The sequence below is a fragment of the Thermincola ferriacetica genome (assembly GCF_001263415.1).
GTDB lineage: Bacteria > Bacillota > Thermincolia > Thermincolales > Thermincolaceae > Thermincola > Thermincola ferriacetica.
In genome coordinates this window covers 1-14,999 of record NZ_LGTE01000019.1, presented here as the reverse complement: position 1 = coordinate 14,999, position 14,999 = coordinate 1, and the positions used below count along the sequence as shown (strand labels likewise).

General features: G+C 42.8%; 20 protein-coding genes, 1 pseudogene and 1 riboswitch. Of the genes and pseudogenes, 4 read left to right on the top strand and 17 right to left on the bottom strand.

The features are described 5' to 3' along the window. Window positions 1-37: 37 nt before the first annotated feature. A complete protein-coding gene (clcA, locus tag Tfer_RS11530) occupies window positions 38-1,609 on the bottom strand; it encodes a H(+)/Cl(-) exchange transporter ClcA (RefSeq protein ID WP_052218542.1) in 1,572 nt (523 codons plus the stop codon). A 217-nt stretch (window positions 1,610-1,826) separates the two neighbouring features. Here clcA and Tfer_RS11525 point away from each other — a divergent pair, with 217 nt between their 5' ends. Continuing rightward, window positions 1,827-2,321, top strand: coding sequence for a Csac_0668 family 2Fe-2S cluster-binding (seleno)protein (locus tag Tfer_RS11525; protein WP_306729411.1), 495 nt, complete (start codon window positions 1,827-1,829; stop codon window positions 2,319-2,321). Between the two features lie 45 nt (window positions 2,322-2,366). Here the strand turns inward: Tfer_RS11525 and Tfer_RS11520 are convergent, their stop codons facing one another. From Tfer_RS11520 to mntA, 6 genes are all read right to left on the bottom strand, one after another. Beyond that, on the bottom strand, window positions 2,367-2,714 hold the full coding sequence (locus Tfer_RS11520) for a DUF190 domain-containing protein (RefSeq protein ID WP_013119481.1): 348 nt from the start codon (window positions 2,712-2,714) through the stop codon (window positions 2,367-2,369). Window positions 2,715-2,725: 11 nt separating this feature from the next. After that, window positions 2,726-3,097 carry a fluoride efflux transporter CrcB gene (crcB, locus tag Tfer_RS11515; RefSeq protein WP_052218541.1) on the bottom strand — a complete coding sequence of 124 codons (372 nt, stop codon included), beginning with the start codon at window positions 3,095-3,097 and terminating at the stop codon, window positions 2,726-2,728. Window positions 3,098-3,141: 44 nt separating this feature from the next. After that, entirely contained in the window at window positions 3,142-3,531 is a 390-nt protein-coding gene (gene crcB / locus Tfer_RS11510) for a fluoride efflux transporter CrcB (RefSeq protein ID WP_052218540.1), read from the bottom strand. A 100-nt stretch (window positions 3,532-3,631) separates the two neighbouring features. Next, window positions 3,632-3,696: riboswitch (Fluoride riboswitch) on the bottom strand. 176 nt (window positions 3,697-3,872) lie between these two features. Beyond that, window positions 3,873-5,039, bottom strand: a complete 1,167-nt coding sequence (locus Tfer_RS11500) for an MFS transporter (protein ID WP_052218538.1) — start codon at window positions 5,037-5,039, stop codon at window positions 3,873-3,875. Between the two features lie 80 nt (window positions 5,040-5,119). Continuing rightward, window positions 5,120-5,530: a type VII toxin-antitoxin system HepT family RNase toxin gene (hepT, locus tag Tfer_RS11495; RefSeq protein WP_152909044.1), complete on the bottom strand. Its 411-nt coding sequence runs from the start codon at window positions 5,528-5,530 to the stop codon at window positions 5,120-5,122. Next, window positions 5,520-5,999: a type VII toxin-antitoxin system MntA family adenylyltransferase antitoxin gene (gene mntA, locus Tfer_RS11490; protein WP_083436928.1), complete on the bottom strand. Its 480-nt coding sequence runs from the start codon at window positions 5,997-5,999 to the stop codon at window positions 5,520-5,522. The genes hepT and mntA overlap by 11 nt, the downstream gene beginning before the upstream one ends. A gap of 220 nt (window positions 6,000-6,219) precedes the next feature. Between mntA and Tfer_RS11485 the strand changes: the two genes are divergently transcribed. Both Tfer_RS11485 and Tfer_RS11480 read left to right on the top strand, forming a co-directional pair. After that, window positions 6,220-8,241: a thioredoxin domain-containing protein gene (locus Tfer_RS11485; protein ID WP_052218535.1), complete on the top strand. Its 2,022-nt coding sequence runs from the start codon at window positions 6,220-6,222 to the stop codon at window positions 8,239-8,241. Between the two features lie 75 nt (window positions 8,242-8,316). Beyond that, entirely contained in the window at window positions 8,317-8,736 is a 420-nt protein-coding gene (locus Tfer_RS11480) for a VOC family protein (protein WP_052218534.1), read from the top strand. A 52-nt stretch (window positions 8,737-8,788) separates the two neighbouring features. Here the strand turns inward: Tfer_RS11480 and Tfer_RS11475 are convergent, their stop codons facing one another. Then, window positions 8,789-8,986, bottom strand: coding sequence for a hypothetical protein (locus Tfer_RS11475; RefSeq protein WP_052218533.1), 198 nt, complete (start codon window positions 8,984-8,986; stop codon window positions 8,789-8,791). Then, complete coding sequence (locus Tfer_RS11470) at window positions 8,986-9,300, bottom strand: hypothetical protein (RefSeq protein ID WP_052218532.1); 315 nt, start codon at window positions 9,298-9,300, stop codon at window positions 8,986-8,988. Before Tfer_RS11470 ends, Tfer_RS11475 begins: the two co-directional genes overlap by 1 nt. Window positions 9,301-9,382: 82 nt before the next feature. Here Tfer_RS11470 and Tfer_RS11465 point away from each other — a divergent pair. After that, window positions 9,383-9,802, top strand: a pseudogene (locus Tfer_RS11465) (integrase core domain-containing protein); the annotation flags it as partial. A 540-nt stretch (window positions 9,803-10,342) separates the two neighbouring features. On the opposite strand, the gene Tfer_RS16085 reads toward Tfer_RS11465, so the two are convergent. The 8 genes from Tfer_RS16085 to Tfer_RS16820 form a co-directional block, all read right to left on the bottom strand. Next, window positions 10,343-10,471 (bottom strand): ATP-binding protein, encoded by a 129-nt coding sequence (locus Tfer_RS16085; RefSeq protein ID WP_200901031.1) that lies wholly within the window; start codon window positions 10,469-10,471, stop codon window positions 10,343-10,345. A 40-nt stretch (window positions 10,472-10,511) separates the two neighbouring features. Beyond that, window positions 10,512-11,405 (bottom strand): hypothetical protein, encoded by an 894-nt coding sequence (locus Tfer_RS11455; protein ID WP_052218529.1) that lies wholly within the window; start codon window positions 11,403-11,405, stop codon window positions 10,512-10,514. Between the two features lie 127 nt (window positions 11,406-11,532). Further along, window positions 11,533-12,153, bottom strand: coding sequence for a hypothetical protein (locus Tfer_RS11450; protein ID WP_052218528.1), 621 nt, complete (start codon window positions 12,151-12,153; stop codon window positions 11,533-11,535). A gap of 513 nt (window positions 12,154-12,666) precedes the next feature. Further along, the gene (locus Tfer_RS17320) at window positions 12,667-13,029 is read right to left on the bottom strand and encodes an IS110 family transposase (RefSeq protein WP_052218527.1); all 363 of its coding nucleotides are present in this window, start codon (window positions 13,027-13,029) and stop codon (window positions 12,667-12,669) included. A 5-nt stretch (window positions 13,030-13,034) separates the two neighbouring features. After that, on the bottom strand, window positions 13,035-13,769 hold the full coding sequence (locus Tfer_RS11440; protein WP_052218526.1) for an IS110 family transposase: 735 nt from the start codon (window positions 13,767-13,769) through the stop codon (window positions 13,035-13,037). 51 nt (window positions 13,770-13,820) lie between these two features. After that, entirely contained in the window at window positions 13,821-13,970 is a 150-nt protein-coding gene (locus Tfer_RS16600; protein WP_160315561.1) for a hypothetical protein, read from the bottom strand. A gap of 116 nt (window positions 13,971-14,086) precedes the next feature. Next, the gene (locus Tfer_RS11435) at window positions 14,087-14,575 is read right to left on the bottom strand and encodes a hypothetical protein (protein WP_052218525.1); all 489 of its coding nucleotides are present in this window, start codon (window positions 14,573-14,575) and stop codon (window positions 14,087-14,089) included. 236 nt (window positions 14,576-14,811) lie between these two features. Then, a partial coding sequence (locus Tfer_RS16820) for a hypothetical protein (protein WP_207642451.1) occupies window positions 14,812-14,999 on the bottom strand: 188 nt, incomplete at its 5' end.

The following is a 14,999-nucleotide window of genomic DNA, read 5'->3' as shown; positions in this document are numbered from 1 at the left end:
CCTTTGATAAATAAGATTGGCAGTTGAGAAAAGGTGGCTACATTTCCGTTTCTCCGGCAAGTTTTTCCAGGGCTGCCTTAACTTCGACCGTCCGGTCGCCTTCGGTAAGAACAATCAGGTAATCTCCCGGGAGTATCTCTACATGGCCCCGGGGAATGATCTCCGTTTCTCCTCTTTTTAAGCCCACCAAAAGGCAGTTTTGGGGCCATTCAACTTCTTTGACCATGCGGCCGGCAACAAGCGCACCCAGGCACACCGGTATTTCAAGGATGATCTTTGTGCCCCTGTCCTGATGAGGTGCATTATCACGGTTCTGTAAAATCCTTTTCAGTAAAAGCTCATATACAGGTTCAGACCGCAATAAAGTAACAACCATGTATGATGTCATGGAAACAGTAATCAGCGCCAGCAAGTGACTGAAGGAGCCTGTCATCTCCGTAATTAATACACTGCCCGTTACCGGAGCCTTGACAATGGCAGTAAAATAAGCAGCCATAGCCAGGACAATAAAATTGTTCAAGTATTGTGGATTTATATGAAACAAATTCACTGCAATACTGCCGAATATATCCCCCGTTAAAGCGCCAATCACAAGTAAGGGCAAGAATATACCACCGGGCACGCCCGAACCGTAACTGAGCATGGTAAAAGCAAACTTCACCGCCAAAAGCGCAAATAACATAATCAGGGAATAATGCCCACTTCCCAATGAATCAATCAACCTGTGTCCCCCACCCAAAGTTTCCGGGAGGTAAAACCCGAGCACGCCCCCTGCCATCAGAGGAAGCAAAGGTTTAACAATTTCCGGTACCACCTTCACCTTTCCGTACATGTTTAACGTAAATACCAGCGAACGGTTGAAAAAAACACCAAAAACCCCGGCAATTACCCCTAGAACTACCAGGAGGAAATAATACTTCAAAGGCAAAACTTGCAGGTCATGAAAATGAAAAATCGGCTTTTGGCCGAAAAAATTTTGTGACACCAAATCGGCTGTAAGCGATGCCGCCATAGCGGCAGTTAAAACCACCGAGGAAAAATTTTTGTGTACTTCCTCAAGAGCAAAAATGACACCTGCCAAAGGAGCATTAAAGGCAGCAGCTAAACCCGCGCTCGCTCCGCTCGTAACAAGATATTTTTCCTCAACCCTCAATCTTCTCAGGGCACGACTGACTCCCTGCCCGGCGGCAGCGCCAAGCTGAATGGAAGGCCCTTCCCTGCCCAATGAAAGTCCACTTCCAATGGCCATAATCCCACCTGCCAGCTTGGCCGGTATAACCTTCCACCAATTCATCGTCAACTGCCCCGATAAGTACCCCTCTACCTGCGGAATGCCGCTTCCGGCCGCCATTGGCTCATACCGTACAATTTTGCCTAATAAAAAAGCTATGACAATGAGTGTCAGAAAGAATACTGCTTTGGGCCACCAAGCGTTATTCTGTAAGACAGGGTATATGTAATCGCGTAATACTTCAGCTTTTTCCAGCATGAAACGGAAAAACACTACCAACAGTCCAGCCACAATACCACTTAGTATACCTTCCACAAAAAGCTTGAGGCGAAAATCCCACCAGTGACTTAATACCCTGTATGTACGACTTTTTCCCATAAACCTTCACTCCACAGACTTTACAAGAAAGTAAAACTTTTCAATATATTTATCTTAAACCTTCTTGTCATTTCCGTCAAACACGGTTATCCTGCAAAATCTTGCCCCAAACTGGCAGGATTTGGGGCCAATATACAAGAATATAAGAGAATAAAACAAACGGCTATGGATGGTTGTATTACAGATAACAGCAAATAAGGATGAAAGGAGAATGCTTATGCCTGATAAACAAAAATCCTGTTGAGCTTCCGGCGAACCTGCCCGTGTGGCTCCTGAAGATAAACTTATATCAAATGATAATCTGTGTCCCGTTTGCGGTAAACAGGGCGCCGGCGTCAAAAACGAAACTGTCAGGCACCTGGTTAAGAATGATTTGAAAAAAAGCGTAGGGTCACATGATTACAATTTATGTATGACCGAAGACTGCGACGTGGTATATTTCAAACACGATATTGTCTTTTACAGGCATGATTTAACCGTCCCTGTTTGGTTTAAGAATAATGCCAACCCCAGGTACATTTGCTATTGTAACAGGGTTACTCAGGAGCAAATCGAAAACGCTCTTATTAACGGTAATGCCCGCACCGTAAAGGATGTTGCAAGGCTCACAGGAGCAATGAAAAACGGTCAATGCTTACTGAACAACCCTACAGGGAAATGCTGTGGCCCCGTCATCCAGCAAATAATTGACAATGTCCTGTTGCAGAAATAGCAGGGAACCCAATGCGCGGTTTATGTTTAAGACTGTTGCTACCGGTTAAGCCTGCTTTACCCGGAATGGTCCGTACCGGACAATGTCAACATCTACAACCATAATAAGACCCCGGGGCACCATTTCCTGGACCATCGGCAGCACCCTGGTTATGTTTTCTGCCGAATCCACTGCCTCCAAAATCATGGGCAGATCGGCAGACAGGTCCAGTATTCTGGCCGAATGCAGCACTTTGTCGGCTCCGTAACCTTCTATCCCCCGGTAAACGGTTACGCCGGCTATCCCCTCTTCCTTTAATTTCAGTACCAGTTGGTGATACAGCGATTTTCCCTTCCATTTCTCTGTTTCCCCGAGATAAATCTTCAATAATTTACCTTTTCCCGTAATATCCATGCCCAATCCTCCTATACATATTCACCTAAAGTCAGGCCAAGCCATGCCGCTAATAACCCCAGTATAACACTGCCTGAAAGGTACCTGACCGCAATTCCTTTTTCCCCGTCCTGAATCAGATTTATAATTTCAAAAGCAAAAGTGGAATAAGTGGTATATGCCCCCATAAAACCGGTGGTGGCTACGGACTTCAACCAGGCCGGAGTTGCCCCGCCTTTGGTCAACAGGACAGAGAGCAGGCCCAACATAAAGGAACCGGTAATATTAATACAGAAAGTGGCCAGGGGGAAATCCCCTTTCCAACGCCGGCCTACCCATTTGCTTATCCCGTATCTCGAAACAGCCCCAAAAATTCCTCCTATGCCTACAAACAAATATTCCATAAGTAGATTCCCTCACTATATTATTATAACTCTGAAGGTTCTTCCTAACCAGCCTGCCGTTGGGCCAATGCCATCGCTGCAACGGAACCGGCCCAGGCCAGTATCACACAGCCCAGTGGCGTGGCCAGGAGATAAACCAGTGCCGGCCAAACCTGTTGGTTCCGAATTAAATTAATTGACTCGACAGCAAAGGTGGAAAAGGTGGTATAGGCCCCCAGAAATCCGGTACCTATCGCTAAACGCAATCTGGGGTTTATTTCCAGCCGTTCCAGGGTTAAAGTGAGAAAAAAGCTTAATGCAAAACATCCCGTCAGATTTATGATTAAGGTATTGACCGGAAAAGACCAGCCAAGCCATGTATTAATTATTTTCCCAAGTAATACCCGGCTAACGGCACCCAAAAACCCGGCCAAACCTACGGCAATATAATCCACAAACCAAACACCTGCCTTGGTTAAACTATATTATAAAGTAAAAAATTGTAAATCTGAATATCAAAAATTGCGTTACAGAATAAAAACTCCTACCGGCGTTAAGCCAGTAGGAGCCATCATCTGTAAAAACAGCGGTTCGAGGCGAGCCCCATCGCCTTTTTTGTAATATATTTTAAATGATACATATTCTACATAAAACAAGCAATTCCTGCCGGTCTCCCAAAATCCTAAAAATTGCTGTTGGAGAATGAACAATTGCTTGAACTTAGATCCCTTGGAAAACTTACAAAACAATTATAATAATGGCAAAATCCAGAGTCCTCCCCCATATCCATTAACATTCAACTTTTATCATATTCAACTTTATTCCCCGGAGCTAGAACAGCAAACAAAGCAACTCCGGCAAAGATACCCATAAATCCGCCAAAGTAGAAAGGAGCCGCTGCTCCGAAGCTTGTCCACAGAAATCCGGCAAGAGCGGAAGCCGGTAACAAGCCTATGCCTACCAGCATAGCATGCAGACCTATCAGTGTTGCCCGCCGGTCTTCCGGGGCGATATCTGAAACCAATGCCTTTTCCACCGATTCAGTTAATCCGGCATAAATCCCATAAGCCCCAAACAAGAGCCACAGCCACTGTCTTTCTGTAACCAGAGCAAAACCCAAATAGACAAGCCCGTAAAACAAGTATCCAAAAACCAAAAAGTTTCGCCGCCCGAATTTATCGGATAATCTCCCCGCGGGATAAGATACTAAGGTGGAGATAACATTAAAAGCAAGGTACAACAGAATGGTCATCCCTGTGCTGAAACCCAGGTCTTTTGCCCTCAGGAGCAAAAACTGGTTGGATGAATTGCCCAGGGTAAAGATAAACGTTACAATCAAAAACAGTTTCAGTCGGCGGTCAAGGGTATTCCATTGAAATTTTAAATTCCTGGTCGTACAGGTTGAGTTTACTTTATGTTCGCGGACCAGAAACAGCGCTGCCACACCCAATACAGCGGGAACAATTGATACAAGAAAAACGGGCTGATAGTCCCCCTCATAATAAGTAACAAAGAAAAAAGCAAGAGTAATTCCGATTACAGCGCCCAAATTATCAAGGGCTTTATGCAGCCCAAAAGATTTACCGGAACGTCCGCGTTGAGAACTTTCCGCAATCAGGGCATCTCTAGGGGCAGTCCTTATGCCTTTGCCAAAACGGTCGGCAACCCTGGCCCATAAGACCCAAAGCCATGAATTGGCCGCTACCAGCAGCACCTTGCCGGCTGCCGAAAAACCATAACCTCCAATAGCCAACAGTTTTCTGCGCCTGAATTTATCAGAGATATATCCGGAAAAGAGCTTTAGCAGACTGGCCAGGCTCTCAGCAATCCCTTCAATAATCCCGACGATGGCCGGTGCAACCCCCAGTTTGGTTGTTAAATAAATAGGCACCAGTGGATACACCATTTCACTGCTGATGTCGGTCAGAAAACTTACTATCCCCAATATGATTACATTGTACAATTTTCTCCCACCTTCAGTTCCCAAATACACCGCACGGTAAGGGGAGGTTAAGTGATTTTGAAAACATTTAGGAATTTTCGCTATAATAAATGATAGATATGTTTAGCAAATTCTATAAAGTCGTTCAGGTCCTTGAGACTTTTATATACAATCCTGTTGTCAATTTCCAGGTAATCGTGCACAAGAATATTTCTGAATCCTGCCACCATTTTCATTTTCGTGGCCAATTCAACGGGAATAAGACCCTCCTCCGACAATACTGCAAAGCTATCAGCATACCCCTGAGGAGTGCGATAACCCCTGTCAGCTATAATATGGTTGGCAATATCTATACAGGCTTGAGCTGCAACCTGCAAATTGCGTTCCGCCCTGTCCCTGAGCGCCTCATTATTGCTGTATTCATCCCATGAACACATAGCTATCTCTTTCAACTTGCGTACGGCCTGCTCAAGTTTTATCAGCCTTTGTTCCACTTTCTCTTTATCCACCACCAAAACTCCCCTCCCTTATACGCCTTGCCAAACCTTCGGAAAATATCCGTTGGGCAGGTAAAAAATCAAAATACAGGTCCATTGTTTTCACTTTAAAGTCAACCAACTGGCCTTTCCTTTCGTCCCGGGCAAATAACAATTCTCCATCTTTAATAACACGGTATGCCAATGCAGGAGGCGCTTCATTAAGCACAACCAGTTCAACCCTGTCTGTTTCAAGAACTATTGACAGTTCACCCATTAACCTGAGTCTCTCGGGAAGGTAGCGCTCCCGTTCAACAGACTTGTCAAACAGGATAGCCAAGTCAATATCGCTCTGTGGTGTTGCCCTGCCGACGGCGTAAGAGCCGAAGAGGTAAAAGGCAATTATTTGACCACTGTCTCTGATTGTATTTATGAACTTTTGCAGTCTCGACCTCAGTTTTTCTATTGGAAAAATGTTATCCGTGGTCAATAAAAGTCCCTCCATACACTGTTTAAATTATTATACCTCATTTGACGTGTCATTTCCTGCCATTTTCTGTAACCGCCACGAGTTTTTTATATCAGGTATTTCTCAAAATCTGATGGAAGCAGCATCCTGTGTTCATTCAAGGAACTCTTTGCAATTTCTACCCTTCGCACTGCTATTTTTTTGGGTTGATTTTGAAATAATATAACAGATATAACAAGTTAAAGGAAGTGCAAACATGCAGACAACCTATACCAATCGTCTTATCAACGAAAAATCCCCCTACCTTCTCCAGCACGCCCACAATCCAGTGGATTGGTACCCCTGGGGCGATGATGCCTTCCGAAAAGCAGAAAAAGAAGATAAGCCCATCTTTCTCAGCATAGGCTACAGCACCTGCCACTGGTGCCATGTGATGGAACGGGAATCCTTTGAGGATGAAGAAGTAGCAGCCATACTTAACAAACACTATGTCTCAATAAAAGTGGACCGGGAAGAACGCCCCGATATAGATACCATCTACATGTCCGTCTGCCAGGCTATGACCGGACATGGCGGATGGCCGCTGACCGTTATCATGACTCCTGATAAAAAACCCTTTTTTGCAGGAACATACTTCCCCAAAAAAAGCGCCCGGGGAATGCCTGGCCTGACAGACATCCTGATTCAGATAGCCGATTTGTGGCGGGAAAGAAAAAAAGAACTGACAGAATCAGGAGAAAAAATAACGGAAGCTGTAAACAGCCATTTATTTTCCCATACCGGCGGAGATGTTTCAAAAGAGATGCTGGACAAAGCCTTTGCCTACTTTGAAGAAAACTTTGATCGCCTTTATGGCGGGTTCGGTGCAGCGCCCAAGTTCCCCACTCCTCACAACCTGACTTTCCTCCTGCGTTACTGGAAAATGTCGGGCAACGGCGCTGCCCTGGAAATGGTGGAAAAGACCCTCGATGCCATGTACCTCGGTGGGATTTACGACCACATAGGTTTCGGTTTTGCCCGGTACTCCACCGACAGGAAATGGCTGGTGCCCCATTTCGAAAAAATGCTTTATGACAACGCCCTTCTGGCCATCGCATACCTGGAAGCCTATCAGGCCACAGGAAACCGTAAATATGCCAAAACAGCCGAGGAAATTTTTACTTATGTGCAAAGGGACATGATATCACCGGAAGGAGGTTTTTATTCGGCGGAAGACGCCGATTCAGAAGGAGAGGAAGGCAAATTTTACGTCTGGACGCCCGAAGAAGTGAAAGAAGTGCTGGGTGATAATCTTGGGCGGTATTTCTGCCGCGACTACGACATTACTGCACAGGGTAATTTTGAAAGCAAAAGTATACCCAACCTGATTGAAACAGGTTACGTAGAAGGCTATGAAGAAGCCAGGAAAAAACTTTTTGCACGACGTGAGCAGCGGGTGCACCCCTTTAAAGACGACAAAATCCTGACCGCCTGGAACGGTTTAATGATTGCCGCTATGGCCTATGGCGCGCGGGCCTTAGGGGAAAAAAAGTATGCCGAAGTTGCTGCCAATACGGTGAACTTTATCAACAAAAACCTGCGCAGAGAAGATAGGCGGCTTTTAGCACGGTTTAGAGACGGCGAGGCGGCATTCCTTGGCTATCTGGATGACTACGCTTTCTATGTTTGGGGTTTAATTGAACTGTATGAAGCTACATTTGAGCCTGCATACCTGGAACAGGCCCTGGAGCTGAACAACGATATGCTGAAACTTTTTTGGGATGAAGAAAACGGCGGCCTTTTCCTCTATGGTAACGATGCCGAAAATCTTATCACCCGGCCGAAAGAAATCTATGACGGCGCTCTGCCTGCCGGTAATTCTGTAGCAGCCGTGAACCTTTTCAGGCTGGCCAGGTTAACAGGTGACCGGCAACTTGCAGAAAGGGCCCGGGAACAACTCAAAGCCTTTGGGGGAAGTGTGGCAGAATCGCCCATGGGTCACTCTCACTTCTTAATGGCTGTATGGTTGGACCTGACACCGCCTGTGGACATAACTGTAGTCGGCAACCGGAAGGCAGGCGACACAGAAAAATTGCTTGCCACCGTAAACAGCAGATTCATGCCGGAAGCAACGGTGATCCTAAAACCACCGGGACCGGAAGGAGAAAAACTTGCTCAGGCAGTGGCCTTTCTCAGGGACAGGCAAGCCGTTAACGGAAAAGCCACGGCCTATGTCTGCAAAAACTATTCCTGTCACCCGCCCGTCACTGATGCAGATGAATTGGAAAAATTGCTGTAACTGCAAAAATTATTAAGAAGATAAGGACCATATCTACACAGTATACCAAAATTAATAGAGAAAGAAGGGTTTTTAATGAGTGACTGGATAATCCCGTATTTTACATTCAAAGGCAACTGTGAGGAAGCAGTGAAGTTTTATCAAAAGGTCTTAGGCGGAGAAATGCAAATATTACGTTTTGATGATGCACCGCCCAATCCGGCATTTCCAGTGCCTGACCATATGAAAAATCTTGTTCTTCACGCTGAGTTAAGAAAAGACGGTCATGTAATTCGTTTTTCGGATACTTCCCCGGATGCGCCATACAGAGCAGGAAATAATATTTCTTTTTCACTGGAATTTGATACAGAAGATGAAACACGCTTAACATTTGAAGCGCTGTCTGAGGGAGGACAAGTGGAAATGGAGCTGCAGGAAACCTTCTTCAGCCCGTTGTACGGCAAATTAACAGACCGGTTTGGCGTGACCTGGCAACTGGTGTGTAAAGCTAAATAATAAAAAATTTTTCTATACGCTTCGATGGGCCCCTGATAATGTCCCCTGCCCCTTATCCGTTTGGTATAAATGGCCCTTTGGAGGCAGTTGTTAAAACAGGTCCAGCACCCGGCACATTTGCCGGGAACGAACCATCCACTATTTCTTTCACGAAATTTCCTGCCTCCGGGGCCAGAACGACTCCCTGTTCCACTTCAGTAGTACCAACCTGCATGGAATCTACGGCTACCTTGGTACCCCTCTGGAACATCACTGTTTTTGCAAGTACAACATCCCCGCCACAATTAATGCCGATATCCAGAATAGCACCTTTTCTATCAGGTGGCTCTTGGGGTTCCCGTAAATCCGCCAACCGGAGAAGATTAGCAGTATTCCCGGTAAAACAGAGAGCCAGGGCTGTAGTTCGCCAAGGGTCTTTTCCAGAAAGACTGTCAAACCGTTCAAACCCAGGGGCAGCAAAGCCGAGGCGATACAGCAAAGGTGGCTTAAAAGTACTGTAAACAGGGCCCCGGTGAGAAAAAACAGGGAATTTTTTTGATTTACCCGCCAGATGATGATTTGCACTTTATCCCTCCAAATTTATTCTCAGGAAAAAATTATGCGCCATTAATCCGTCTTATGATTCCTATCGCCTTTTCGGTGTAAAAAACTACCTGAGTGTGCTGTGGCAGTTTTGTATAACGATGTAATTCCTTTCTACCGGGAACGTGGTCTCTCCATATCTGCAATTATTACCGACAATGGGCGGGAGTACAACGGAACAGAGACTCATCCCTACGAACTGTATCTGGCTTTAAATGACATAGAACACCGCAGAACTAAAGTGCGTCGGCCCCTGACAAACGGATTCGTGGAGAGATTCAACAGGACGGTATTGGATGAGTTTTTCCGCAAAGCATTCCGTGAAAAATTCTTTGATAACATCGACGCACTTCAGGCTGATCTGGATAACTGGCTGCATCATTACAATACCAAAAGGCCCCACAGAGGTTACCGGAATATGGGCAAAGGCCCCATAGAAACCATAACCGTATATCTGGAAAAAATGGAATCAAAGTCAGATTGAAGTGTTAGGCAAGAAGTTTAGCTGTACACAATATAAAATACGATATTTCGTACTGCTTTGTTGTATGAAATTAATTCTCGGACAGAATCCTAGTTTATGTTGTTACTTTTTTTTAAATATAAAGCTTTTTATTTTGGATAAGTATCCTAGAAATAAGCCAATTATAATTGAAATAGGCAAAAAAATGAGACCGTAATTATGAACTCTAAATAGTTGATCTCTGGCCTTCCAATACCATACTACCCAAAAAGGTGCAGTAGGATAATCGTATGGTATCCACTTCGTACTTAACCATGTCAAAAATAAAAAGCTTATCGCTAATCCAAGCAAAAACCGCTTTAAAGAAAACATTTAAAATTCCTCCCTTCGGGTTATTCTTCTAGTTCAATTTGAATGTTCCTTTTATTTTTTAATATATGAATTATAAGAGCCGGTTTTTCTCTTTTCCAAGAAAAACCGGCCAGCCCTAAGAAATAGAACCATCTTTGCTTAGCTATTATAAAGCCGGAACAATTGCGGACATTTCTGCAGTATTGTTATTTACATTTGCCTCAGGATGATGCTTCCCTTTTCATACCAGGAGTTGACAAGCTGGAAGAACAAGCTACCGGCCAGGCTGTCCAGAGGCAGGTAGCAGACCTCGTCTACTACGAGTATCTTGGGCCTCAAATATTCTAAGTCGTTTTTCCGTGTAATCAAGAAAGCTTAGTTATTCATTTGATTTTATCCCGTATCTTCTATATAATAATTTTAATTGTTCTTCGGTAAGATTAGGCGAATAGATTGTAACGTGCCCTGGGAAATTCTGCTCAACTATTGTTTTATCCGGAATATATTTTATTATTGGTTTTATTTGTTTAAATTTTGGTTCCCCAAAATCTCTTGCGGTAAAATCCATTCTTATTGTCTTAATTTCTCCGGGAGAAAGTACGACACTGGAATCTGTCCATTCGTACCATTTTCCTGCGAGTTCAAATTTTCCGTTTTGAAAATACATTCTTTTAGCACTGATTTTTTCCTTTGTTTTAAACTCTAAATCATTTATCTTTATTTTTTGTTTAGATATATTTTTCAGTGTTATTGCATATATATAATCATTTACTTCCGGGTTAATGCCCGTTCCTCCCATGGCAGTTAAATGTTTTTCTAAGGTTTTCGGTTTTATATCAAAAATGATTTCGCCAACAGGAGCCTTATATTTAGTTTTTGCGCCGTTAACCTCAAATTCGATATTTTTTAATTTATAAAACCCAGGTTTGTTAAAGCGTATTTCTAAACTTATAGTATTTTGAGCGTATGCCTTAGTTGTGGAAAACCGAGCAACAGATACACTGATTTGAGTGTTTGGAATTGGAGGATGGATAATATTTATTGATTTCACTTTATCCGAATTAAAGTCGAAAAAAGGTATCTCTACGTTAATTATCTCCCCTACTTCACCCGAAAAATAACCGTCCCATTGTAAAAATAAAAATCCTTTTAAATCAGATAAACTACCATTTTTTTGATCCTTTTGTGGAGCCAAACCACAGCCTGACTGCATCATTAAACAAACAAACCAAAAAACTACTAAGGTTAGCCTCACTAAAATTCTTGTATTCATAGCCTATAACTCCTTTAAGAATCCGTTACAAATATAACCATTAATTACTTGGTATAAAATTAACAGTAAAAGAAAAGTTTTAACATGGTGTATCAATAAAAATGACACACCATGTTATTGACTTATATCACCAGATGCTATAGGAATAGTATATCCCGCGATAGTCATAAGCTCTTGCGGTAGCAGTATTCCCCGTAAATTCATGGGGCATATTATAATATATGTATCGATATTCACTCTGATATACATACCATCTATCCCACATTCTCTGCCAATAAATAGTAGCATTTTTGTTAGCTGGAACATTAATAGAATAGCTAACTGTTACTGTACCGCTATTAGTTAAGGTTCTTCCAATTTGAACTTCTACATCATTAATAGGAACTTTTAGTGTTCCCCCTATACTATCAGACCAACTAGCTTGTATACTTGCACCTAAAGTACTACCATTAGGTCCTCCTGCCCCTGAAACTAAGGTATATTTTTCTCCATAGTACTTAGTAGGACCTGATAAACCGGTTATCTTCCAATAATAAGTATAATAAATCGCATCTGTTTCAACATTGTTTTTATCAGCTACTTTAACATTCTTTTGGTCTTTTCCTTTCTCATAAAACGGTCCATCTGCTGAAAATTCCTTAATGGGATCAAAATCAACGATTTTTTCGTTTGCATATGCCAAACCTGTCAAATTAGTTATTAAAAACACCGTTAGACAAAGGACCACAAACAATTTTCTTTCTCTCATAAAACAATCTCCCTCAATAATCTTTTGATATCTCCTTTTTGCTCGCTTAATCATAGATTTTCACTTTTTCAATTTAGAGTCTCTTGGATAATTAATGCTTAGCAGTATAATATTGAATGTACGTATGTGGAGTAAACCAGACCGCTGGTTGTTTGTATTTTACGGCCGTTGGGATTCCACATTGTCTCCGGTGGGAACCCTCCCATGTCTCACAGGGTCAATGCCCTAAATTCCTTCGTTCTGCCTCTCCAAGAGGTGGAATGTCAGTCATGCTCCTAAGCAGGGTCTTTGCCCGTATGGATAAAATTCAACCTGACTATCCCAGCTCTAAATTGTCAAAGATCTAAATCTATAATCAATCTTGGTTACGGTATTACATAAATGTACCGCTGCTCACCACATGGCTGCCCTTAACGCCGCGGTCACGAGCCAGTCAAGGGCCGCTTCAGCGGCTCCGCTTCGCCCTTAACAGGCGAGGAAGTGCGGTGTATAATTGACTGCTGCAGTGTAATTCTAAGCCACTAACATTTTTGGCCTGCGGATATCACTTAGCATCTTTTGCGGGTCATATGTTGTACCTTTGGTTAAAAGTGCATAAAAAATTCGGATTAGTTTGCAGCACAGGGCCATCAGGGATTGCATTTTGGTTAAAGGATTTTTCTCCCGAGTAGTATAGTGCTTATGCAACTCCCGAAATTCTGGATTCTTGGCCACGAGCGGCATCACTGCCTGGAATAGGCCCCGTCGCAGATTCTTGTTGCCACGTTTACTCAATGTTATTTTACCTTTGTGCTTACCTGAACTGTTTTCATTAAGATTCAGCCTTCCCAGTTTCTGAATTTGCCGCAGATGCGCAAACCTTTTGATTTCTCCCACTGATGCTATAAAAATGGTACTGCAACAACCCCGATGCCCTTAATAGCCAGTATTTTCTGGGCGTTTGGTACCTGCATCAGCAATTCCTTCACTAATTCCATATTGGTTGCCATCTGGCGGCTAACCATTTCATATTCTTCCAAAAGCATCTGTAACTCGCTGGTTGCTGCCCGCAGGCCTTTTTTTACCCCAATGGTTCGCTTGGCTGCTTCCTGTAACCTAATTGCGTGCTTAAACCCTATGGCCCGCTTAATTTCGGCCTTCCAGCAACTTACGATACCTTCTAAACCGGTTTCTAAAACCTTTTGCGGCGTCGGGAAGGATTTTAGTGTCAGAAGAGCCGCCTTTCCCCGCCAATCCTTAAATACCTGAACAAACTCTGGAAAATATATATGCAGCCAGCGCCTTACCTTGTTGTTTATCTCGGATAACCGCTTTACATGCCGGTCATAAACTTCCATGGCCACCCGCAGTTCACGGTACACACCTTCCGGTAGATACGGTTCCAGGTACCGGCCATCTTTGACTAGCATTGCAATAGTTTTGGGATCCTTCCGGTCATTCTTGGTCGGGCTGTTGTCATCCAGTTCCTTGGTTCGTTTGACATGGAACGGATTGACTAGGGCTATCTTTACCTGGCCTTCTAACAGGTGAAAACCCAGGCTAAACCAATAATGCCCTGTTGGTTCCATACCTACAATAACTTCTTTTTTACCATGTAAACGTGCATTTTCTGCCACCCATCGGTCAAACTTCGCAAATCTTTCATATTCTCTTTTTCAAACCTCATTTTATTTCATTACAGGAATGCTCCTTATACAATCCTGTAGCCTCTCGAAAATCAGAACAATAGTTATCTGAACAAAACAAAAATCGTCCTTAAGCTCATTGACTTTGATGGAATTTAGGATTTTTGTCACCGCCGCGAACAAGTAGGCCATCAAAACTGGACCCCTTCAAGAATTAAGTTAACGCTCTGATAAATGATGGAATACTTAACTGTCAGGGCATCTTCGAACAAATCAAAGCTATGGGTTACCACCGGGTTCTTTTTTTATCACAAAGTTTTACCAATCTCATCAAGACGCTTAAAAATAACTGCAGCCGACTCAGCTTCGACGATAGATGGGCCTAGAGTGCGCACCATTCGACGAAGTTTTTTTGTGTAATCTTCAAGTTTTGAAATGTCATTTTCAACCATTTCACCATTCGAAGCTTTAAACAAGATTATGTCTACTAGGTTTTTCCCTTCGTTATGAAACTCTATCAATGATTTAGGCATGGAGACATGTTTTATTATTGGATCTAAATACGTAAACTCTCCTTTAGCTAACATCAATTTATTTGTAAAATCAGAAGTATTATTCCTAACATCAAGAGAATCCTGTAAGAAGTTAAGTATATCATATTGTTTAGCCATGTACATTTTATAATCATTAACTGCCGATTGCTCCCGTTTTTTCCACAAACCGTAACTAAGCGCTGATAATAATAAGATACTTATTAATAACAACAATATAATAGTTTTCAATTTTCTGTTTTTCATTGTAGCCTCCCAAACTAATGCACAGTATAATAATATAATATTATCAATGACCACCCAAAGATCAAATAAAATGCTAATGATGGGCAGAATAATATCTGCCCATCACTTTTAATTAGAATATGATACCGTCTCACTTGCTTCTTCATTAACACCAGTTATCCATGAAAAAGATATGCCCCACGGATAAGACACGGAAGGATTTGAAATATCTAGTTGGGTATGTCCATAAGCTATTCTCATTTGCATATCTCTCCTATTGTTGTTGCTTTATATGTTACAACATTATAAGATTCTGCTGTAAGTAAAGTCATTGTAGGTGCCCAGCCTGCCCCAATAATGTCAGTACTTAAGTAAAGAGGTTTACTACTCCATGACCAACTAAAACCTGTCTTCCAATAAGACCGATCATTTTTTGAGTCATACC

Coding starts and splice junctions, on each gene's coding strand:
- Tfer_RS11485 (WP_052218535.1), top strand. CDS start 6,220: ATGCAGACAACCTATACCAATCGTCTTATCAACGAAAAATCCCCCTAC.
- Tfer_RS11480 (WP_052218534.1), top strand. CDS start 8,317: ATGAGTGACTGGATAATCCCGTATTTTACATTCAAAGGCAACTGTGAG.
- Tfer_RS11455 (WP_052218529.1), bottom strand. CDS start 11,405: ATGAATACAAGAATTTTAGTGAGGCTAACCTTAGTAGTTTTTTGGTTT.
- clcA (WP_052218542.1), bottom strand. CDS start 1,609: ATGGGAAAAAGTCGTACATACAGGGTATTAAGTCACTGGTGGGATTTT.
- Tfer_RS16600 (WP_160315561.1), bottom strand. CDS start 13,970: ATGGCCTACTTGTTCGCGGCGGTGACAAAAATCCTAAATTCCATCAAA.
- crcB (WP_052218541.1), bottom strand. CDS start 3,097: ATGGAATATTTGTTTGTAGGCATAGGAGGAATTTTTGGGGCTGTTTCG.
- Tfer_RS11435 (WP_052218525.1), bottom strand. CDS start 14,575: ATGAAAAACAGAAAATTGAAAACTATTATATTGTTGTTATTAATAAGT.
- mntA (WP_083436928.1), bottom strand. CDS start 5,999: ATGGAGGGACTTTTATTGACCACGGATAACATTTTTCCAATAGAAAAA.
- Tfer_RS11450 (WP_052218528.1), bottom strand. CDS start 12,153: ATGAGAGAAAGAAAATTGTTTGTGGTCCTTTGTCTAACGGTGTTTTTA.
- Tfer_RS11520 (WP_013119481.1), bottom strand. CDS start 2,714: ATGGATATTACGGGAAAAGGTAAATTATTGAAGATTTATCTCGGGGAA.
- Tfer_RS11475 (WP_052218533.1), bottom strand. CDS start 8,986: ATGTTCCAGAGGGGTACCAAGGTAGCCGTAGATTCCATGCAGGTTGGT.